The organism is Niallia oryzisoli (assembly GCF_036670025.1).
Taxonomy (GTDB): Bacteria; Bacillota; Bacilli; order Bacillales; family Cytobacillaceae; genus Bacillus_BD; species Bacillus_BD oryzisoli.
Genome location: NZ_CP137640.1, coordinates 3,590,611 through 3,612,267, shown reverse-complemented (window position 1 = coordinate 3,612,267; position 21,657 = coordinate 3,590,611). Strand labels below are relative to the sequence as shown.

Here is a 21,657-nt window from a genome sequence, read left to right as displayed (position 1 = left end):
TAAGGTTGTAAAAAAATATTACAATACACTAGCTAGGGTGGAAAGTTTTATTACAGCAAAACAGGTTGATTGGTGACAAAATATTTTGTAAATTTAGAATACAGAAACGAGGTCAAACAATTGGATAGAAAATATGGATCAATCGAGAATCACTAGCCGATTAATAAGTAAAAATATCTGAATATACAGATATTTTAGATAATTCACAATAATATTATTAAAGGAGTGCTATAATGTCAACAGCAAATTCAATAGAAATCATTAAAAGTGAAATAATGAATCAACGATGGAAAAAGATTGAAAATGAAATGGAATTATTAGATTTAGATGTAGTTTTGATATATGGAAAAGGAATCATTACTCAATATGGAAATTTGTATTATTTTGGCGGCTATTACCCAATCCTTAGACATGGCTTTGTCATCAAAATGAAGGGGCAAGAACCTATTGCTTATTACAATACGAGAGCTGATTATTTCTTAGCAAAAGAAAAAGGGACGATTAAAGATGTTCGTTATGTTGGTACGGGTGATGTTATTCAAGCAGAGGATCCTCTATTAGTCGAAATTGCTAATGTCATTAATGCGTCCTCACCTAAAAGAGTTAGCATTGTAGGTTTGAAAGAAAATATGAATATCAAACAATATGAGTATTTAATGAATCATATTAAAGGTGAAATTGTCGATGGTACAGCTATGTTGGCCAAAATTAAAAGTTATAAGTCACAGGAAGAAATTGAAATGGTAAAGAATTCGTTTACTCTTGCTGAGAAAAGTTATGCTGCTTTCAAGGAAGTGATCGAACCGGGTAAAACTTGTTCCGAAATTGCAGGGGAAATCGAAAAAATTGCAAGAGGAAATGGTGCAATTGATACCCTTGTCTTTATTGAGGAGGGTCCGTTTTTCCTTCGAAAGCCAACTAAGAAAGTCATTAGTGAAAATGCACTCGTTACTTGTTATGTGGAATTAATCGATGAAAATGGTTATTGGGTTGAAAAAGGCGGTCTTATAGCAGTAGGAAATATTAGTAAAGAGATGAAGGAACTTGCTGATGCCTGTGTACAAGCGATGGAAGAAGTGAAAAAGACGATCAAACCAGGAAAAACGGTTGGAGATATTGCCGATGCGATTAATAGCCATATTAAACATCTTGATGTCAATATTGGGATTTGGCATGGACATGGTGTTGGAGTCGATCATGATTTACCAGTTATCTATGATAACGGAAAAGAAGTGATCGAAGAAGGAATGGTGCTAAGTGTACACCCGAACTTTGCAAATGCTACAGAAGAATTCGGCGCAAGTATTGCAGATGTATTTATCGTTACAAAGGATGGTGCGGAATCCTTAAGTAAGCTTCCGTATTTGACTTATTTATCCCAAAAGGAGAGTGAAAGAATTGGATAAATATACAATTGGTATTGATGTTGGTGGAACCTTCACTGATTTATTATTGATTAATTCAAATACACATGAACAAATCATTGATAAAACTTCTTCTACTCCTAAAGATCCTTCTATTGGGGTTACAAATGGACTTGAGAATCTTGCAGCAAAATTAGGGATTACGATACAAGAGCTATTAGAAAATACAACCTTAATTGTACACGGAACAACGGTGACAACGAATGCCGTCTTAACTAGTAACGGGGCGAAAACAGGATTATTGACAACGAAAGGTTTCCGTGATGTTCTTCAAATGAGAAGAGGGGTGCGAAGCAGACAGCATCTTTATAATAACAAATATCAGGCTCCTAAACCGCTTGTTACACGAGATTTAGTCATAGGAATTGACGAAAGAACAGATGCAGAAGGTAAGATTGTGAAAGAAATTGATGAAAAAGAAATACGAGAAGCCCTGGATTGGTTTAAAGAAGAAGGAGTGGAATCGATAGCGATTTGTTATATGCATTCCTATGCCAATCCTGAAAACGAAATCAAGACAAAACAAATTGTCGAAAAGTATATGCCTGAAGCGTATGTAACCATTTCAACAGATGTTTCCTCGATCATTCGATTATATAACCGTGTAAGTACTTCTGCCATGAATGCTTATGTCGGTCCAATACTAAAAGCTTATATGGATAAATTAATGGAAAAGCTTGAATCAAAAGGTTTTACAAATGGAGAACTATTAATCATGCAATCCAATGGCGGGGTGACTAATCCAGTTATCGTATCAAAGCTCCCGGCAACGACTGTCTTATCAGGTCCTGCTGCAGGTCCGGTTTCTGGAAGTGCTTTTGCAAAAGCATCAGGCTTCGATAAAGCAATTGTCATCGATATGGGTGGTACGTCGTTTGAGGCCTCAATTATAGAAAACGGCGAGGTCAATATTCGCAGAGAAGGAGAAATCAATCGGAATCTTATCTCTTTACCAATGGTTTCTATTCATACCATCGGTTCAGGAGGTGGAAGTATCGCTTGGATTGATTCGGGCGGGCTGCTGCAGGTAGGACCGCAAAGCGCTGGAGCTGCTCCAGGTCCGGCGTGTTATGGACGTGGCGGAGAACTTCCAACCTGCTCGGATGCCAACTTGTTATTAGGATATTTGAATCCTGACTTCTTCCTTGGCGGGGGAATGTCGTTAGATAAGGAATTAGCCTATCATGCCATCCAAAAAAATATCGCCGAACCATTGAATATGAGTCTAGAGGAAGCGGCTTTTGGAATCTATCAAATCTCGAATTTAAATATGGCGAACGGGGTAAAAGAAGTAACCATCCAAAATGGTCAGGATCCGCGAAACTTCCCGCTTGTGGTTGCAGGCGGTGCCGGGCCGATACATGCAGCGATGATTGCAAGAGAACTTGATATTACGGAAATCATCATTCCTACCTTCTCTTCTGTCCTTTGTGCTGTCGGTATGCTTGCGTCTCAATTACGTCATGATTTTGTGAAAAGCTTCCATAGAAGCTGGGATCGTGCGAACTTTGCTGAAATTCTTTCTACCCTTGCTGATGATAAGCAAGAAGGAACGAAAGCATTGCTTTCTGAAGGGATTTCTAAGGATAAGCAAATTGTTAAAGTTGGCTTAGATCTGCGCTATGTTGGTCAGCATTATGAGGTGACCATTGAAGTGGATGAAGATATTGTCTTAAAAAATCAAAAGGAATTGGTAGAAAAAGAGTTTCATAAAGAGCACGAAAAGCTTTACGGTTTTCATTTAAAGGGACATGACATCGAGATTATTAATATTCGTCTATCGTGTCGTGGAGATTTTGTTTCATTTTCACCAAGAAAAATTGAAGCCATGTCTCAGGAAGAAAAACTTGAGGTGAAACATTACCGAAAAATGTTTGACCCAGTGGAAAAATCTATGGCAGACGTTCCGGTGTATGAAGGTGATTATATGAAAGCAGGCGCTGAAATCGTTGGGCCGGCAATTGTAGAATTGACGACTACCACCATTATTGTCCCAAGTGAATTTGAAATGAAATTAGATGAAAATGGCAATTTTATCATGAAAGATACTGGGTCTCAAATGAAGGATTATAATCTTCTGTTTGCTTCCAGCGACAATTAAGGAGGGATAACCACTATGGATTCAATTTTAGTATCAGTCATTTCTAATAGATTAAAAGCAATTGGGAGACAAATGGGAGCCGTTATTGAAAGAAGTGCACATTCGCCCTTGCTTGTCGAAGGACGAGATTTCTCTTTAGGGATCTACACCTCTGACGGAGTATTAATCGAGCAAACTGAATATATTCCGATATTAGGATATGCAGCAGCACCTGGCGTAAAGGCAGTAGTGGAATATTTTAAAGGTGATGTCTATGAAGGAGATGTTTTTCTTCATAATGATACGTTCACAGGAGGAAACCAAAACTCCGATTGGAAGGTCTTAAAACCTGTCTTTCACAAGGGAGAATTATTTGGCTGGACCGTTATTACTGCCCATCAAGCAGATGTTGGCGGTGCGGTTCCAGGTTCTTATAATCCATATGCGACGGATTTATGGCAGGAGGGGATTCGCATCACACCTTTAAGAATTTTCAGCCAAGGGAAAAAGCTGAAAGATGTTTGGGATTTAGTGATGGGGAATGTTCGATTGCCTGTTGTTGGTGATGATATTTTAGCAATGGTCGGCGGTTGTACTGTTGGTGAAAAGGAACTCGTCAAACTGCTTGATCATTATAGTGTGAAAATAGTCAATGAAGCGATCTCCGAAATCTTTGATTCTACAGAAAAAATGGCAAAGTCGATCATTAAAACCATTCCAAATGGGGTTTATAAAGGGGAATGGCTAGTCGTTGATGATGGCTTTGATCACGAGGCCAAGATGAAAATTAAAGTGACCGTTTGCGTAGAGGATGAACATATGCACTTTGATTTTACAGGAACTTCACAACAGACGAAGGGATATGTCAATGCGCCGTTACCTGTTACCATTTCCTCGGTCATGATTTCCTTCTTCATGCTAACTGAGCAGGAAATTGCTCATAATGAGGCAATTCAACGGTGTATTTCAATCCATGTACTAGAGGGGACCATGCTGAATCCTTTATTTCCAGCAGCCTCAGGTTTTGGGAATCATTTAAGTGATCAAATTTGTTCAGCTATCTTTATTGCTCTTTCCAAAGCCTTACCAGACCAAGTGACAGCTGGATGGAATTCACTGCTATGTGCGATTTTAAACGGAACTGACCAACGCACGCAAAAGCCTTTCGTTGATATTCTATTAAATGGAAGTAAAGGGGGAAGTGGTGGAACAAAAGGGGCAGACGGCTATGACCATATTGGATTAATTGCTTCTGGGGGCGCTTTAGCTGCACAGGATCCAGAGATGTTTGAATTAACCCTGCCTCTAACTCTGCACAAATATGAATATGCGCAAGATTCCTGCGGTGCAGGCGAATGGAGAGGCGGCTTAGGTGTTGAAGTGGAATTCACGATTCAGGCAGACGGTGTTCAAGCCAGTGTATTTGGTGACGGCGGCAGCGAAGCAACAGCTGCTCCTGGCATCCTAGGGGGAACCAATGGGGCTGTGAATGATATTACTATTCAATTTCCGGATGGAAGGGAATACAAGAGTTTTACGAAGGATTTGATTTCTGATATACCAAAGGGAAGCGTCTATCGACAACTCGCTGGAGGCGGCGGCGGGTACGGTGACCCGAAAAAACGCCCTGCTGAGATTGTTGCAAAAGAGGTTCGCTATGGATATATCTCAAAAGAGTTTGCGAAAGAAAAATATGGTGTTGTGATTCCCGATGAAAAGAAAGGCGTAATTGAACAGCTGTTGAGATAATAAATAGTCGCCATGACATACTTTAAACCTTGATAGACCCATGCTGGACTATCAAGGTTTAAAAGTATTTTTAAAAGTGTTAAATGATAGTAGTTTCCTTACTGCATTTTCTAGACCGACCTTATAAAACTCGATTATTTGAATGAATCGTTTCTTAACTATTAGGAGGAAACAATATGAAACTAAAGTTGATGATCATATTTATGATTAGTATCTTATTCATTTCTGCTTGTGGAAAAACAGAATCTACTGTGAGTTCGGGAACAGACAATAACTCCTCCGATATAAAAATTGGTGTTTCGATTCCAATGGAGGCGAATAATTCAGTTAAGACCTGGTATAAAGCCATCCAGGCTAGGGCTGATGTCTATGGTTTTGAAGTAATGGGAATTGATGCCCAAGGCGACGCAAGCAAACAATCGAGTAATATTAATACTTTATTAGGGCAGAACATTGACGCATTAATCGTCTGGCCATTAGATTCTAAAGCATTGCAGCCTGCTTTAGACCGCGTAGCACAAAAGAATATTCCGATGTTTGGGATTGATTTTAATGTGCAAAAAGGCGGAAATGATTATGGAATGGTTAATCAATTAATTCTTGGACGTGAGGCAGCTGCCATTAAAGTTGCCCAATTATTCGCTGATTCTTATTCAGACGCAGAAGTGGCAGGCATCGGCTTTGCCATTCCTGTTCCGGGAAATCTCTTTGTCATGGATAAATATAAATCTGAACTTAAAAACTATGACAATTTAACTTTTGCGGGTCAACAGGATAATCCGTCAGATAATATCGCAGGTGCAGAACCTTTAATGAAAAATTTACTAACAGCAAATCCAGATATCAAAGCGGTATTTGCTTATAACGATGAAAGTGCGATTGGCGCATCACAGGCGATTAGTAATGCTGGTGGAAAATTATATTCGGAAGATAAAAAGGATGGAATTATGGTCGTTGGGTTTAATGCAGAACAAGGTGGAATCCAAGCTGTGAAAAATGGAAAAGTGTATGCAACCTTTAATATAAATCCAGTCAAAAGCGGGGCCATTCAAGTCGATTTTATCAACCAGTATGTAGTAGAAAAATCAAAAGATTCAATCGCCAAAGAAATGATTGTTCCATCACCATTAATTGATCCATCCAATGTCGATGAATTTGTTTCTTGGGAGGAAGAATTAGATTTAGTAAAGGATCGTCAATATGATGCACTAAAAGAGAGTGGTGCCCAATGATTTTTGAACAAAACGGTCGGTTTGCCTTAGATGTTAATAATATAACAAAGCATTATCCAGGTGTCGTGGCATTAAACCATATTTCCATGAAAATCCAATGGGGCAGCATCCATGGAATCGCGGGCGAAAATGGATCAGGTAAATCAACTTTGTTACGAATCATTAGCGGGATGGAGAAACAGGATCAGGGGGAGATCGTCTATGACGGTCAACCCTTAAAAGAGTCACATAGACTTCTTCAGAGAGAAGTGGCCATGGTAACGCAGGAACCTTCTTTAGTGAACTCTCTTTCAGTAGCAGAAAATATTGCCATGGGGAAACGACGTGATTTCAAACTGTTTGTGAATTGGAAAAAATATAAGCAGGTAGCTTCAGAATATCTAGAACGTTTAGGAGTGCCAGGAATCGATTTGGATTGTCCTGTTGAAACTTTATCACCTGACAAACAGCAATTAATATTAATCTCACGTGCATTAGCCTCTAATCCGAGAATTTTATTATTAGATGAAGCGACAAGTTCTTTATCAGAAGACCAGACGATGAAGCTTTTTACATTATTAGATGAGTTAAAAGCAAAGGGACTTGCCATTCTATTTATTTCACATCGTTTAAAAGAATATATTCGCTTATGTGATGCAGTCACCGTTTTAAGGGATTCCAACTATATTTGTCATTTGAAAAAACAAGAGCTAAATGAAGATTCAATTGTATCTTCAATGGTAGGGAGAGAATTAAAGGATTATTATCCTCCAAAAGTAAAGATTCCTTCTGTAGAACAGGTAATTGTTTTTCGTGATTTTCATTGCAAGCAAGTCAGAAATGTTTCGTTCACCATTAATAAAGGCGAAATCTTTGTTTTTGCCGGTTTGGATGGATGCGGCCGAAGTGAACTGTTAAAAGGTTTATTCGGAGTACTTCCTTCAAAAGGGGGATTAGAGGTTAACGGCCAGTCAATAACTTTTAAGAACCCAAGGCAGGCAATTGATAAAGGATTTTCGTATATCCCTGGTGAGAGAAAGGCAGAAGGCATTATTGCTGAAATGTCGATTATGGAAAATGCAATGATCAGTCATCGCAGTCAAAAAGCATTCTGGAAATGGATTGGGAGGAAAGCGGAAAAGGATCTGTTTCTTCGGATGAAAGAAAATATGAAAATTAAAGCACCTTCGATTCACACGTTAATTAAAACTTTATCAGGGGGGAATCAGCAAAAAGTGGTGCTAGCACGTGCCTTGGCGTTAAACCCTAAATTTCTTTTATTGGAAGAACCAACAAGAGGAATTGATGTGGGTGCGAAAGCTGAGATTTATAAGCTGTTGCGTGAATTAACAGAGCAAGGAGTGACAGTCATTGTTTCGACCTCTGAATTACCAGAGGCGATCGGCATTGCCGATCGAATAGGGGTGATGTTCCGCGGTAACTTACAGAAAATCTTGCAGCAAGAGGAAATGACCGAAGAACAGGTGATGTATTATGCGACAGGAAATTAAGATTTTATAGGAGGCGTACCATGGATAATGTGGTTGTGGAACAAGAGTTACAAAAACGAAACCATACGATAAAAAAGAATGCCTTTAAATTGGTAGGAATTGGTCCGCTATTAATCCTGCTTTGCATCATTATGACGCTAATGAATCCCTCTTTCTTAACTGCAAATAACTGGATTAATCTTTTGAATTCCATTGCGGCTATCTGGATTATGGCGATGGCCATGACGTTGGTGTTAATCTCTGGTGGTTTTGATTTATCAGTGGGGGCAACCTTAGCTTTTAGCGGTTTAATTCTTGTCAACTTAGTGACCGCTGGTGTTCCAGAGCTTGTAAGTATCGCGATAACATTGATTGCCATCCTGCTGCTTGGGATGCTGACAAATGGGTTTTTGATTGGAAAGTTAGGCTTAAACTTTTTTGTAGTCACACTCGGCTCGATGTCTTTGTTTCGTGGTGCGGTATATGTGTGGACAGATGGCCAAACTCAGTATGCTGAAAATCTTCCAATTGTTAGTTTTCTAGGAAATGGTTCAATTGGGCCGGTTCCTGTTCCTATCGTCCTTATGGCAGCAATATTTGTATTGACCCATTTATTTTTAAAATACACCCAATTTGGGAGAGCGATTTATGTTGTAGGGGGGAATTTAATCGCAGCCAAATTGGCGGGAATTAAGGTATCATTCATCCTCATTGTTGTTTATGGGATTAGTGCTCTATACGCAGGGATTGCCGGAATCATTAATACTGGGAAGTTAGCGTCTGTTTCTCCTACCATAGGCTCGGGGATGGAGTTATTAGTAGCTGCTGCAGTTCTATTAGGAGGAACCTCTTTTAAAGGCGGAGAAGGGACCGTGATTGGTACGACTTTAGGTGTTCTATTTATTGGTGTTCTTCAAAATGGACTAAGTCTATCAGGTATATCCTCTTATTGGCAAGAAGTCATTACAGGTGTAATTCTTATTTTTGCTATCCTATTAAACTATTTTAAGGTAAAACAAGTTTAATATAGCCTTGATCTTATAAATAAAAATCTGCTAGGTGTAAAGATTTATTACAATGGATTCAGTTTACAATAGACAGAAGATTCAGTATTTTTATAGAGAGTGATGGTAATGAATAATGATTCAATGGAGGTTAGAGTATGCATAATTGGGAACAGTTGGTTCAAAAGGATCGGGTCCACCGTTCTGTTTATACAGATCCACAGCTTTTTGAAGAAGAAATGATACAAATATACGGTAGAAGCACGTGGGTCTATCTTGCCCATGAAAGTGAAATTCCGAAAATGAATGACTATAAAACAGGATATCTCGGAAAAAGACCAATCATCATTGTAAGGGACCAAAAAGGAAAAATCCGTGCGTTATTCAATCGTTGTTCCCATAGAGGATCGACACTTTGTCGGGTGGAAAAAGGGAATTCAAAGCAATTTGCTTGTCCATATCATGGCTGGAATTTTAAAAACGATGGTTCCTTTATCGGGGCTCCTTGGCCGAAAGCCTATGGGGATCAATTACATTCTCCAGAATTTAACTTAATACAGATTCGGGTCGAAACGTATCAAGGGTTAATCTTTGGAACCTTAAACGAGAACGGTCCAAGTTTGGAGGAATATTTAGGTAATGCCAAAGAGCTTATTGATCAATGGATGGAGCATAACGGTGGTCCTGAAAAGCTTCGGGTGAATAGTAATGCGCATCGAAAATTAATGAGCTGTAATTGGAAATTTGTCTATGATAATGCGGCTGATGGCTATCATGTTACTTTTTCCCATCGTTCTTTGCTGGGAATTAACGAGAGATATAAGGAAGAAGGGATAGAAGATAAAGACATGGTCTATTTTACTCAAAAGCCAGATGATGGACCTATGTACGTTCAATATCTAGGAAATGGCCATATCTTCCTTGATCAAAGGCCAGCCCATCGTGGTGGAGCTGGAAGTATGTGGAATCAGCAAAGACCACAGCCGGGAAGAGAGGTATTTGAAGAACAGATGATCGAGAAATATGGAGAAAAAGCTTATCGTTATTTAGATCAAGCTGTAGGATCACAAATGAATTTAACGATTTTCCCGAATCTCCTTTTTGTCGGGAACCAAATACAAGTAATTGAACCAATTGCTGTGGATAAAACACAAATTACTTGGTATGCCACTACAATTGATGGCCATCCCGATGAAATTAATAACCTGCGGATGAGAACGCAAGAAGATTTTCCTGCCTTTGGAGAACCGGATGATGTAACGAACTGGGCAGAAGGACAGAGAGGGTTGTCTATTCCTGAAGCAGAATGGGTATTTTTCAATCGGGGCTTAACTTTAACGGAAACACATCATATTGATTCAAATGGAGTGATTACCGCACCAGTAACTGATGAGCTGCCGATGAGAGGATATTTCAATGAATGGAAAAGGATTATGAGCAATGCCTCTGCAACTAACTATCAGTCTATTAAATAGCGGAAGGGAGAAATACTTTTGAGTAATCAACAAGCACAGGAATCGAATACATCACTATATTCCTATTATATTAATGATACCTTTTACAGTGAATTAATCAAAGAATTAGCCATATGGGATACTGATTTAGAGATGGACGATAGCAAGACAGTGAACCAATGTACGAAGCTCATTATTAAAGAATGCCGATTGCTGGATGAATATCGTTTTGATGAATTTCTTTCGCTTTATACCGACAAATCTCTCTACTGGATTCCGATTACACCTGGTGGAGGAGACCCTCGAATCGAGGTTAGTCATGCATTTGATGATCGAAGAAGATTGGAAGACCGCATTTACCGGTTACGTACGGGCTATGCGTATTCCCAGCTGCCGATGTCAAGAACGCGAAGGCTGGTTAGCAACTTTGAATTAGGTTTTGGAGATAGTCAGGATACCGTCTTTGCCCGCTGTAATTTTACTCTTGCGGAATTGAGAGTAGGAGAGTTAAGACAATACAGCGGCTGGTATGGCTATAAATTACAAAAAGATAAGGACCAATGGAAAATCGCCGTAAAAATGGTGAATTTAATTAATTCCGATCAAGGACATGAAAATATGACGTTTATGCTGTAAATCTACCAATAACCAATTGAAAAATAATAGGAGAGGATCGTGAGAGGTATGGCTGAAACCATTCTATCAAAATTAGAGGGTGGATTTATTAGTAATCATCGCTTATGGACAGAGGAGCAAAAAGAAGCGGCTCAAAGAATAGTAGCAGAGCTGGAGGATCATGATTTTCTCATTGTTCGTATTGCATGGGTGGATCACCAAGGGGTGTTAAAAAGTAAAAGAGTACCGAAAGAAGGTTTTATTAAGTCGTTAAAAAATGGTTTAAATATTAGCACAGGTACCTTTATTTTTGATTCTGCCTATGCTCTTGTTTTTAACCCGTTCATTCCAGGCGGCGGCTATGGTGTTCCTGAAATGACAGGCTGTCCAAACATCACTCTTGTACCAGATCCTCATTCCTTTAAATTGATTCCATGGGCAGATAGACAGGCCATGGTGATGTGTGACATTTATTTCAATGATGGCCAGCCCGTTCCTTATTCGGCAAGACAGGTGTATCGGAAAGCCTTAGATAAACTAAAAATGCGGGGAATGGAGAGTATGGTTGGGTTAGAAATTGAGTGGTATTTGACTAAAATTGAGGACCCAATGCTTGCGATCGAACATAACGGTGATCTAGGTTTGCCGCCGGCAGCACCGAAGGTCAGTACGGTCGAACATGGTTTATGGTATCAAGCGGAGCCACATAATCAAGAAATTCACGAAATCCTGGATATTTTGGCGGAGAATCTATTAAAAATGGGCATTCCGCTTCGGACGATGGAGAATGAATTGGGACCGGGGCAATATGAATTTGTGTTTGATCCATTAGAGGGAATGGAAGCAGCGGATGCGATGATGTATTTTAAAATTGCAACGAAACAAATTTCGCGAAAATATGGGTATATGGCGACTTTCATGTGCAGACCACATTTGAAAGGGTTCTGTTCTAGCGGCTGGCATTTACATCAATCGATTATCGATAAAAATACGGGGAACAACATATTTATGGATGAAAATCAGGCAATCAGTGAATTCGGCCGGCATTATATTGGAGGTATCCTAGAGAATGCGAGAGCAGCATCCGTCTTTACAACGCCTACCATTAATGGCTATAAGAGATTAAAACCAAATTCATTAGCGCCAACCAGTACGGTTTGGGGAATTTTTAACCGCGGTGTCATGATTAATGTACATGGAAACGCAGGGGATCCTTCCTCTCATTTTGAAAATCGTATCGGCGAACCAGGAGCCAATCCATATTTGTATATGGCTTCGCAAATCGTTTCAGGCTTATACGGAGTTGATAATAAGATTGAACCGGGTGAACCAAGTGAAACTCCATATGATAACGATCGTACAAAGCTTCCGAACACCTTACAAGAAGCGGTAAATGAATTGAAGAGAAGTGAGTTATTTAAAGAAGAGTTTGGCGAAAGCTTTGTGAAATATATGGTGGCTGTGAAGGAAAGTGAATATGGACGTTATTTAAAATATGTTCAAGAAGAAAATATTCCAAATGCCGAGGTAGAAACCACTGAATGGGAACAGAGAGAATACTTTGAAGTTCTTTAACTTCATTCAGTAGAACTCCTTCACTTATAAAGTTAAGGGGATGAATGCAAATAGGCTTTCTGATTCTGTAGGGCTTCAAAACCTGCTGAATGAAGTTAAGCCTCCGGCGGATGCCTCGGATTTTTTAAGGGAAATTTATCGAGCGAGCCCGATAAATTTCCGGGCGCAAATTCTCACGGAGCGAATTTGATTTTGAAAGGAGAGGAAGGATGGAGGAACATTTACGGGAAAAGGATCTATTTCTGGAAAACCAACGTTTAAAAGAGGAATTAAGCAAATATGAAAATCTCACTTCTGCTTTACTAGGGGCAGAAGTGTGGGATTATTCGGTATATGAAGAAATTCCGGATGACAATTGGCTGGCGATTGATCGTCAGGATTATGAACTGATTATGAAGCATATCCATGGATTAGTGAGAATGAAGCCATGGAAATCTAGTATGGAAAAGAGGTTAGAGCATTATAGATGAATAAAGGAGTCGTTGGTTTTATTGGGCGTCAAGATTGGTTAAATAATGCGTCACCACCGCTGCCGATTACATTTGTACCAACCAGTTTATTGACCTTTTTTCAAAAATTAGGTTACGAAACATTAATTATTGATATTGATAATGATGTGAAAATTCTTCAACGCTTGGATGTATTGGTGTTAAATGGCGGTTTTGAAGATATTGAGCCTAGTTTGTATGGGGCTGCCAAACATCCATTAACGGTCAACTGTAATAAAAAAATGGACTTGTTTGAGATTCAAGCTGTTCATTTTGCGATAAAAAGACGAATCCCTGTACTCGGGATATGTCGAGGATTCCAGATTATTAATGTAGCGTTAGGCGGTACGCTGCATCAAGAGCTTTCAGAGGTTGGGAGTGGTATTCCACATATTTCAGACAGTTATAGTAAACCGGTCCATTCCGTAGAAATGAGAGGCTGGATGAAGGATTTACTAGGAGAAAGTATTGAGGTGAATTCCTATCATCATCAAGGAATTGATCAGCTTGCAGAAGCACTGACGCCTCTTGCCTGGGCGGAGGACGGTTTGGTGGAAGCATACGAATTAAAAGATAATGGGGTTCCTTTGTTTGCTGTTCAATGGCATCCAGAATTACTTGTAGATGACAATAGCTTTATACTAATTGAATCATATCTGAGACGATGTGAGAAATTCCAGAGTTGCCAATGAATAATTATTTAAATAAGGCTATTGCTAAACTATCTAAAAACGAGCTAAGGTCCATACAAACCCTAGCTCGTTTTTAAATTTTTTATCAAATTAATTCCCAGCCCCGCGATATTTTTTAACACCCGTATTCCATAACAGAACAGCCAATCCAAAGAAAACGGCTCCCATGACAGGGGTTAAAAAGGCGTATCCATACCATTCTTCTCTTTTTAAGAAATATGAAGCAGGATAGACCCCGACAAAGGCAAAGGGGAGGATCCATGTTAAGACAAATTGAATGATCTTGTTATAAATATTAACAGGGTAGCGTCCGTAATTGCTGATATTATACATTGTCGGCATAATATCAGTCCGGCTGTCTGACCAAAAGCCTATTGTTGCGATGGAAAGAAAAATACCGGCATAAATAAACATCCCGCCAATCACCATGATAAGAAAGATCAATACATCATACCAAGTGAAGGCTAAGCCTAAATTCATTCCGGCATACCCCATTACGGCAAGTCCAGTTATCACTCCAAATAAAGATTCCAGCTCCATCCGTTCCATAATGATCTGGAACAGGCTGTGAACGGGACGAGTTAAGACGCGGTCCATTTCTCCTTTTACGATATACCTTTCATTAAAATCCCATATGTTAAAGAATGCAGAAAATAATGCATAGGGAACAAGGAAAAATCCATAGATAAAAATGATTTCATCGCGATTCCAGCCGCTTAATAGTGATGTGTGACCAAAGACGACTAAAATGAATATTAAATTCACGGCTTGATTCAATAAGTCTGATAGGATTTCAACAGCCGTATCGACACGATAGGTGAACCTTGTTTTTAAATACTGAGAGGCATATTGAAAGAACATCGAAACATAAAACATGATTCAGCCTCCTTGTACAATTAAATGTTTTTTTGCCAGCGACCATAACAAGCGAATCGGAATCAGCAGGATCAATACCCAGACAGCCTGAAGCAAGAGCGCGTTCGTAATTTCCTGGCCCGCAAAGCCTTCTGTAAAAATCATACTAGGAACATAGCTGATTGCTTGAAATGGTAAATAGGTCATCAGGTCCTGAGCCCACCCAGGATAAAATGAGATCGGGAGCAGGAGTCCTGAGAATAAATCGATGACGACCCGTTTCGCACGGATTAACCCTGCGTTATTAAATAAAAAGAATGTCATTATACCTGTCAGCAGGTTGATTTGTGTATTCACGATAAAACTAAATAGGAGCGAGACGAAGAAAAACAGCCATGTTGACGGACTCGCTGAAAAGCTGATTGGAAAAATCAGCGCCACAATGATCAGACCCGGGACAGAAAAGAACAATAAGCGAAAGATTCCTTCACCTAAGGCCTGCATGGTTTTCATCCCTAAATAGCTATAGGGACGGATCATTTCGATTGCCACTTTCCCGTCTTTAATTTCAGCCGCAATTTCACGGTCAATATTGTTAAAATAAAAAGCCCGCGCCATCCAGGCGATAGCTACGTAGGTCGTCATTTGCAGAATCGATAATCCTTGAATCTCCTCTTTCCCGCCATAGATCGCAGACCATAAGAAATAGTAGGCTCCGATGTTAATACTGTAAATGAGAATGCCGCTGTAATAGTTTGTCCGGTAGGCTAGCATCATTAAAAAACGAACTCGAATCATTTCGATATACATACTCATGAAAGGGCCATTCCTTCTTCATAAATCTTACGGACAATCTCTTCGGTAGAAATCTCGTTGATTCTCACGTTTTTAATTGGATTCTTTTGTACTACAGAACTGATTAAATGAGATACAAGCTGTTCGTCACCATCAATATTAGCCAGCCAGGTTGTCGCATCTTTTTGCTCCCATTGAACTTGATTCAAACTTGGCAGACTGCTTCCTGTCATTTCTGCTAAAAATTCGAATTCGACTTGTTTTCCTTCCACTGCATGGGTCTGGAGCTGATTCAGCTTCCCATCGTAAATAATTTTACCTTCATCCAATAAGACGACCCGTTCACAAAGAGCTTCGATATCTGTTAAGTCATGTGTCGTCAACAATATGGTTGTTTTATATTCCTTGTTGATTTCTTTCAAAAACTCACGAATCTTTAATTTGACTAAAACATCCAGTCCAATTGTCGGTTCATCTAAAAAGAGGAGGGGAGGATTGTGGATCAGAGCGGCAGCTAATTCGCAGCGCATACGTTGGCCAAGTGACAACTTTCGTACAGGTTTATCTAATAATGGACCAATTTCTAATGTTTCGATGACATGGCCCATATGCCGATTATATTCCGCATCCGAAACGCGGTATACTTTTTTCAATAACCGGAACGATTCTTGAACGGCAATATCCCACCATAGCTGTGACCGTTGTCCGAATACAACACCGATTGTTCTAACAAATTCTTCCCTCTGCTTGTGGGGATTCATCCCATTTACGATAATGGAACCTGATGTGGGTGTAAGAATCCCTGTCAACATTTTAATTGTCGTAGATTTTCCGGCACCATTTTCCCCGATATAGCCGACCATTTCTCCTTGCTTTACGGTTAAGGAAATATTATCAACGGCCGCATGGATTTTATAATTTCTTGTAAACAAGTCGCGAAATGCCCCGGATAACCCGGACCGGCTTAAGTGCGATTTGAATTCTTTCCGTAAATTCTGAACCTCTATTACGTTCATGTCGATCCCCCTAAGATATACTACGAAAACATTTAAGTGTGAAAATCATGTTCGCAAAATTTAATTTTAACGTGAGGATAGTATTCTAGCAAGTATGGTGCACTTAGTAGAAACAGAAAAGTCGGGATATAAGGTTGTTTTACAGTTAGTAACCAAAAGAAAATAGGGGAATACATTATATGGCCAATTAATTTCTGTGGATAAAGGAGTTCCTGACATGAATTACTTCCCATATGTTCCACAAGGGAACTGGTATTCAAGTAGTGGTGGATATGATTATCGGCAATACAAGCCTGTAACGGCCTATACAGTTGACCAGCCGGTTAATGTTAATAACCAAAATATTAATGTATTTCCGTATCAAGCCCTTAATTATCAGCCTGAAGGGGCTCAATATCCTTATGTTTATGTCCCTATTTCACAGTTTTCAAAAGTAGGAGCAAAAGTGAATTGGGATGAGGAAACACTTACACTTTCGGTTACAACAGATTATTATCAGATTCGAAATGAGCTGGCTGCTTGTAAGGAGTCGCTAAAAGGGTGTATGACTTCATTGAAAACACAAATGATAGAGCATCCTCCTGCCAATCCGATGAATAAATTAACAAATCAACAGCTTCATGACATGATTACTCCGTATATCATTAGGCCAGAAATGGGTTACCAAGTTTATACGGAAACGGAAGAGGATGAAAAGAAGTTCGGTGTGATACATGTTGAACATATTCAGCCAGGTTCCATCTATGACCCTCCTGGTGCCGCATTTAATTTTAATCAAGAGTTATTAGATAAGCTGACAGAAGCATATGGATATCCAGTTCGATTTGATTTCGGTAATCGTCATTTTACCCGCCTTGGGGTATTTAAATATTAATTCTAATACATTCTTAAATTACTGCATTCACGATTACAAGATGAATCTTGTTTTATGAAATCTAAAATGGAGTGAAAACTGTGCCAATCATCACGAGGAAAAATTATCTTTATACCGTTCGGCCCGGAGATACTCTTTATTCAATCGCACAAAAGTATCGAAGCTCTGTTCAAGAAATTTTGAGAATAAATCATTTGTTTCCTCCTGTTACCGATCCAGGGCTTATCTTTCCAGGAAATCTATTAGCAGTTCCAGACCTAACGACTACAGGAAAGGTTTCTTATATTGTGAACCCTGGAGATTCCATACATTCGATTGCTTATAAGTTTCGTACGTTTGTAGATTTAGTTGCCGGTATTAATAATATAGAAAATCCAAATATTATTTACTCTGGTCAATCATTAATCATCCCTGCATTTATCTATGAAATTCAAATGGGGGATTCATTGTTCAGTATTTCGCGGAGGTTTGGGATTCCTCTACAAAACATCATAAGCGCGAACCAAGGACGACCGGGATTTCAACCAGACGTGATATGGGCGGGATACCAGCTAATTCTTCCCCAAAATACCTCAAGAAATATTTTCGTGTGGAACCCGCTGCCAGGAACAAAAGTGACTTCTGGACAAAGTGTAGAAGGGCAAGCAAGGGCTTTTGAGGCCAATGTGCTGCATCAATTAAGAGATGATAACGGAGTTATCGTTTCAAACGAACGTTTTACAACGGCTGATATTGGTGCTCCTGCATATGGAACTTTTAGTAGTACGGTGCCATTTGATAGAAATCCTTCATCCAACACTGGCGAACTTTGGGTATATACAAGAAGTGCAAAAGATGGAAGTATCCAGGATTTAGTCAAAACGACCGTGTATTATTAATATTTAAGTGAAAAAACGTAATAAAAGAAGAAAACAGACTCTTTTTTGCAGAGTCTGTTTTTTTGTACATATAATGACAGGATTCTAACTCTTTGGGTCGAATATGTAACCAGACAGCTTTAACATCGATAAGGAGTGAGAGACATTTTGAAAACACGTGTAACAGAAATTTTTGGCATTAAATACCCAATAGTACAGGGAGGTCTTGCTTACCTTGCATATGCCGAACTGGCGGCTGCTGTTTCGAATGCAGGAGGACTTGGACAAATTACAGCTGCGACGCTTGGGACACCGGAAAAACTACGTGAAGAAATTCGTAAAGTGCGTTCCCTTACAGATAAACCGTTCGGTGTCAATTTTGCCATTGCACGGCATGATGGGAAATATCAGGACTTACTGGAGGTAGCCATTGAGGAAAAGGTACCGGCCATTTCGATCACAGGAGGAAACCCTCAGCCTGTATTTGAACGGATTAAAGGAGAAAATATTCGAACGCTCGTACTGGTTTCGGGAGTCCGACAGGCACAAAAAGCGGAAGAACTTGGTGCGGATGCAGTTATGGCAGTCGGCCAGGAAGGCGGGGGGCATCTAGGACGTGATGACATTGGTACGATGGTACTGATTCCCCGTGTCGTTGATTCTGTATCCATTCCTGTCTTAGCCAGCGGAGGAATTGGCGATGGACGCGGTTTATTGGCTGCATTGACACTTGGAGCAGAAGGGATTGAAATGGGGACTCGTTTCATTGCTACTCAAGAGTGCATTCATGCAAATGAGAAATATAAGCAGGCGATCCTTCAGGCAAAAGAAACGGATACAGTGATTATTAAGAAAACATTAGGAGCACCGGGACGGGTACTGAAATCAGGATATGCTCAGGAAATAATCGAACGTGAGCATAGAGGTGCAACCTATGAAAATCTGAAAGAGATGATTAGCGGGTCAGCAAATTGCCGTTTTATCTACGAAGGAAATGAAGCAGAAGGCTTTGGCTGGGCAGGACAGGTAATCGGTTTGATCGACACCATTCCTACTGTTCAAGAGCTGTTTGATGACATGATTCTTACATCTGAAAAAGGCATCAATCGTTTAGGAAAGATTTTTTAAGAAAAAAATAATCGTTGATTATCCTTTGAAAGGAGTCAATCTATGCCAAAAGGAAAATCTCTTCTAGAAAAAGTAGACCAACCTAGATCTTCAGAAAATAAAAAATCAAAGAGTAAAAGAAGAAAGAAAAAGAATGAGATAGATTGGTTAACTTTGTTTAGATTTTCGATTATGCTCTTTTTGGCAGGGGTTATTGTTTTTCATTATTATTTGATAACAGAAAATCAATTAGTTAGTTTTTATGTAGAGTTTTGGAATCGTCATAAGAAAGAATTAAGCCCGATACTTGTATTTAGCGGTTTTACATTAGCTGTTTTTCTTACAGGATATCGATTGGGGAAGAGAAGATAAAGGGAGTGATTGCTGAACATGGTCATCTCTTTTTGTTTTCAATAGATAGGAAGGTATAGTGACCGCTCAAAAAGGGCGGTTTTTTTGTTGAAATTGGATATTTTAAGAAGGAGTAGAATAAGCAGTTGAGGTGAAGGGCTATGGCAAAAAAGAGGCATTTGGTTTTTAATTTGTCCATTATATTAATCCCGTGGTTAACCATGCTATTAATGGGTAAACGTAGTTTAAAACGATATTCTATTTCAGGCATTTGTTTTGTTATTTGAGATTATTAATTTTCAATGATGTATTGAAAAAGTTGAAAATCATTCGACTAAATCGATTAAGTCTTTTGCAGTTTTTCTTCTACTTACACTATAAAGCCTATTTATTATAGGGAGTGCAATACTTAATCGATAAAATGAAAGACTGGAATCCTTATGACGATTTACATTTCTGACATGCAAGCGTATTTTAAATAAAAAGCGATCCTTCGATTAAGAGGAATCGCTCGTTTATTTTCCAAAGACATCTTAAAATTCATTGCTTATGGTTTATAGATGATAAACGTTTTCCGTTTTACTGAATGCTTTGACCAATATTCGTGAAAAGCATCCAACACTTCTTTGGCAAATGCATCACCTTCACCTTTCTTTCTTATCACGCCATAATTCAGGTTGCTTTGCTTCGTTGTATCGCTTAGCTTTTCACTATTTTCTAAGTCCAGTTCGATAAAGAATTGAACTTCAATTCCTTCAATATTTTTTATGGATGCGAGGTAATTCCCGAACTCCTCGATTAGAACTTCAATCTTCCAACCCTTCTGTTCACTCTCTTGTAAAAAATCTTGATATAATTTAATAAACGCTTTTAAATTCATGTAGTTCCACACATCCTTTGCTGAATATAGAATACTTGAAGCTACTAAAGTTCCACAGCACTAGTCAGTTTCAAAATGGAATGACTGTGACAATGAAAACTGATTCTTATCACTATATGCATCGTTAAGAACGAAAAGAAGAAATTATAGTAGGTTATCTAAATAAAAAGGTTATTTTGAATAAAAGGGGGACGTACCATGATTGTAAGAGAGCGAGAGAACGAATTTATTCTGATCGAACAAGACAACCATGCAATCGTGTCTGGTGAAATCATGAAGAAATGGATGGGTTCTCTTTTTCATGGAAAGAAGTATAGGCAGTCCGTCGATTATGCCACTCGATATCATGACTACGGTTGGAGACTTTTTGATCAGCAGCCATTTTGGAATGATCATAAACAGGCACCGTATACATTTGCAAATTATCCTCTATCACCTAAAACGGTTATCTATACGTTTGGCATTGACGAAGTGGAAAAACATGACCCTTATGCAGCCCTTCTTTGCAGCAGACATTATTCTCGATTTTTACTGCATGATTCATCTACAGCTGCTGCTGCCTTTATTGAACAAGAGAGGATACGGCAGCAGCGAATTATAGAATCTCTTGAGGATTTTGACACGGATTTGTTTGATTTTCATTATGGAATGTTAAGATTAGGAGATGATTTTTCCCTTTACCTCTGTTTGAATGAACCAGGTGTTTCAAAGGAAAACGAACATTACTTTTTCCAAAATGGAATCGCACTTCCGAAGGAACCAGGGAAAGAAGTGACGGAGAAAATGACGCTTAACTGGAGTGATCAGCATACCGTTTCGATTCGACCATTTCCTTTTGAAGATAAGGTTTCGGTTAAGATTATCCAAAAAGTAATCAGTAAAAAAGAAATTATGAGAAATGGATTTATCAAAAGTTATGAGGAAACTCCTTATGAAGAAGTTGAAGTAGATATTGTTCCAGACAGGGGATTGTAACCTGATTAATTAGAATTAGACTCAATACTCCAATTGGATTTTAAAACTAGAAGAACAAGGTGTAAAAAAGCGCATGGATGAAATTATGATCCATGCGTTTTTATATGTTCATTCCAATAAGCACTTAACTGGGTGTACTGCCCAAAATAATTTGCCAAACAGAGG

Annotated in this window: 20 protein-coding genes; 16 read left to right on the top strand and 4 right to left on the bottom strand. The window is 39.0% G+C overall.

All coding sequences use genetic code 11. The annotated features are described in order from the left end of the window. Window positions 1-233 precede the first annotated feature (233 nt). The 11 genes from R4Z09_RS18245 (at window position 234) to R4Z09_RS18195 (ending at window position 13,782) form a co-directional block, all read left to right on the top strand. Complete coding sequence (locus R4Z09_RS18245) at window positions 234-1,406, top strand: M24 family metallopeptidase (RefSeq protein ID WP_338448172.1); 1,173 nt, start codon at window positions 234-236, stop codon at window positions 1,404-1,406. Next, window positions 1,399-3,525, top strand: a complete 2,127-nt coding sequence (locus R4Z09_RS18240; protein WP_338448171.1) for a hydantoinase/oxoprolinase family protein — start codon at window positions 1,399-1,401, stop codon at window positions 3,523-3,525. The genes R4Z09_RS18245 and R4Z09_RS18240 overlap by 8 nt, the downstream gene beginning before the upstream one ends. Before the next feature lie 15 nt (window positions 3,526-3,540). Further along, the gene (locus R4Z09_RS18235; protein ID WP_338448170.1) at window positions 3,541-5,253 is read left to right on the top strand and encodes a hydantoinase B/oxoprolinase family protein; all 1,713 of its coding nucleotides are present in this window, start codon (window positions 3,541-3,543) and stop codon (window positions 5,251-5,253) included. A gap of 176 nt (window positions 5,254-5,429) precedes the next feature. After that, on the top strand, window positions 5,430-6,485 hold the full coding sequence (locus R4Z09_RS18230; protein WP_338448169.1) for a sugar ABC transporter substrate-binding protein: 1,056 nt from the start codon (window positions 5,430-5,432) through the stop codon (window positions 6,483-6,485). After that, on the top strand, window positions 6,482-7,975 hold the full coding sequence (locus tag R4Z09_RS18225) for a sugar ABC transporter ATP-binding protein (RefSeq protein WP_338448168.1): 1,494 nt from the start codon (window positions 6,482-6,484) through the stop codon (window positions 7,973-7,975). Before R4Z09_RS18230 ends, R4Z09_RS18225 begins: the two co-directional genes overlap by 4 nt. Window positions 7,976-7,995: 20 nt before the next feature. Further along, window positions 7,996-8,979, top strand: coding sequence for an ABC transporter permease (locus tag R4Z09_RS18220; protein ID WP_338448167.1), 984 nt, complete (start codon window positions 7,996-7,998; stop codon window positions 8,977-8,979). 137 nt (window positions 8,980-9,116) lie between these two features. Next, complete coding sequence (locus R4Z09_RS18215; protein ID WP_338448166.1) at window positions 9,117-10,433, top strand: aromatic ring-hydroxylating dioxygenase subunit alpha; 1,317 nt, start codon at window positions 9,117-9,119, stop codon at window positions 10,431-10,433. 18 nt (window positions 10,434-10,451) lie between these two features. Further along, on the top strand, window positions 10,452-11,048 hold the full coding sequence (locus R4Z09_RS18210; RefSeq protein WP_338448165.1) for an aromatic-ring-hydroxylating dioxygenase subunit beta: 597 nt from the start codon (window positions 10,452-10,454) through the stop codon (window positions 11,046-11,048). A 48-nt stretch (window positions 11,049-11,096) separates the two neighbouring features. Next, a complete protein-coding gene (locus R4Z09_RS18205) occupies window positions 11,097-12,602 on the top strand; it encodes a glutamine synthetase family protein (RefSeq protein ID WP_338453301.1) in 1,506 nt (501 codons plus the stop codon). Window positions 12,603-12,811: 209 nt separating this feature from the next. Then, entirely contained in the window at window positions 12,812-13,072 is a 261-nt protein-coding gene (locus tag R4Z09_RS18200) for a hypothetical protein (RefSeq protein ID WP_338448164.1), read from the top strand. Further along, a complete protein-coding gene (locus tag R4Z09_RS18195; RefSeq protein WP_338448163.1) occupies window positions 13,069-13,782 on the top strand; it encodes a gamma-glutamyl-gamma-aminobutyrate hydrolase family protein in 714 nt (237 codons plus the stop codon). The genes R4Z09_RS18200 and R4Z09_RS18195 overlap by 4 nt, the downstream gene beginning before the upstream one ends. Window positions 13,783-13,872: 90 nt before the next feature. Here R4Z09_RS18195 and R4Z09_RS18190 read toward each other — a convergent pair whose 3' ends face one another. From R4Z09_RS18190 to R4Z09_RS18180, 3 genes are read right to left on the bottom strand one after another with little or no spacing between them, the layout of a single operon-like run. Then, entirely contained in the window at window positions 13,873-14,658 is a 786-nt protein-coding gene (locus R4Z09_RS18190) for an ABC transporter permease (protein ID WP_338448162.1), read from the bottom strand. Window positions 14,659-14,661: 3 nt separating this feature from the next. Further along, the gene (locus R4Z09_RS18185; protein ID WP_338448161.1) at window positions 14,662-15,453 is read right to left on the bottom strand and encodes an ABC transporter permease; all 792 of its coding nucleotides are present in this window, start codon (window positions 15,451-15,453) and stop codon (window positions 14,662-14,664) included. Then, the gene (locus R4Z09_RS18180; RefSeq protein ID WP_338448160.1) at window positions 15,450-16,448 is read right to left on the bottom strand and encodes an ABC transporter ATP-binding protein; all 999 of its coding nucleotides are present in this window, start codon (window positions 16,446-16,448) and stop codon (window positions 15,450-15,452) included. The genes R4Z09_RS18185 and R4Z09_RS18180 overlap by 4 nt, the downstream gene beginning before the upstream one ends. Before the next feature lie 217 nt (window positions 16,449-16,665). On the opposite strand from R4Z09_RS18180, the gene R4Z09_RS18175 reads away from it, so the two are divergent. The 4 genes from R4Z09_RS18175 (at window position 16,666) to R4Z09_RS18160 (ending at window position 19,658) form a co-directional block, all read left to right on the top strand. Then, window positions 16,666-17,322 carry a hypothetical protein gene (locus R4Z09_RS18175; RefSeq protein ID WP_338448159.1) on the top strand — a complete coding sequence of 219 codons (657 nt, stop codon included), beginning with the start codon at window positions 16,666-16,668 and terminating at the stop codon, window positions 17,320-17,322. Window positions 17,323-17,402: 80 nt separating this feature from the next. Beyond that, window positions 17,403-18,200 carry a LysM peptidoglycan-binding domain-containing protein gene (locus R4Z09_RS18170; RefSeq protein ID WP_338448158.1) on the top strand — a complete coding sequence of 266 codons (798 nt, stop codon included), beginning with the start codon at window positions 17,403-17,405 and terminating at the stop codon, window positions 18,198-18,200. 147 nt (window positions 18,201-18,347) lie between these two features. Beyond that, window positions 18,348-19,307: a nitronate monooxygenase gene (locus tag R4Z09_RS18165; protein ID WP_338448157.1), complete on the top strand. Its 960-nt coding sequence runs from the start codon at window positions 18,348-18,350 to the stop codon at window positions 19,305-19,307. A gap of 42 nt (window positions 19,308-19,349) precedes the next feature. After that, complete coding sequence (locus tag R4Z09_RS18160) at window positions 19,350-19,658, top strand: hypothetical protein (protein WP_338448156.1); 309 nt, start codon at window positions 19,350-19,352, stop codon at window positions 19,656-19,658. 526 nt (window positions 19,659-20,184) lie between these two features. On the opposite strand, the gene R4Z09_RS18155 is transcribed toward R4Z09_RS18160, so the two are convergent. Next, a complete protein-coding gene (locus tag R4Z09_RS18155) occupies window positions 20,185-20,517 on the bottom strand; it encodes a hypothetical protein (RefSeq protein WP_338448155.1) in 333 nt (110 codons plus the stop codon). Between the two features lie 198 nt (window positions 20,518-20,715). Between R4Z09_RS18155 and R4Z09_RS18150 the strand changes: the two genes are divergently transcribed. Next, entirely contained in the window at window positions 20,716-21,492 is a 777-nt protein-coding gene (locus R4Z09_RS18150; protein WP_338448154.1) for a DUF3891 family protein, read from the top strand. Window positions 21,493-21,657 lie beyond the last annotated feature (165 nt).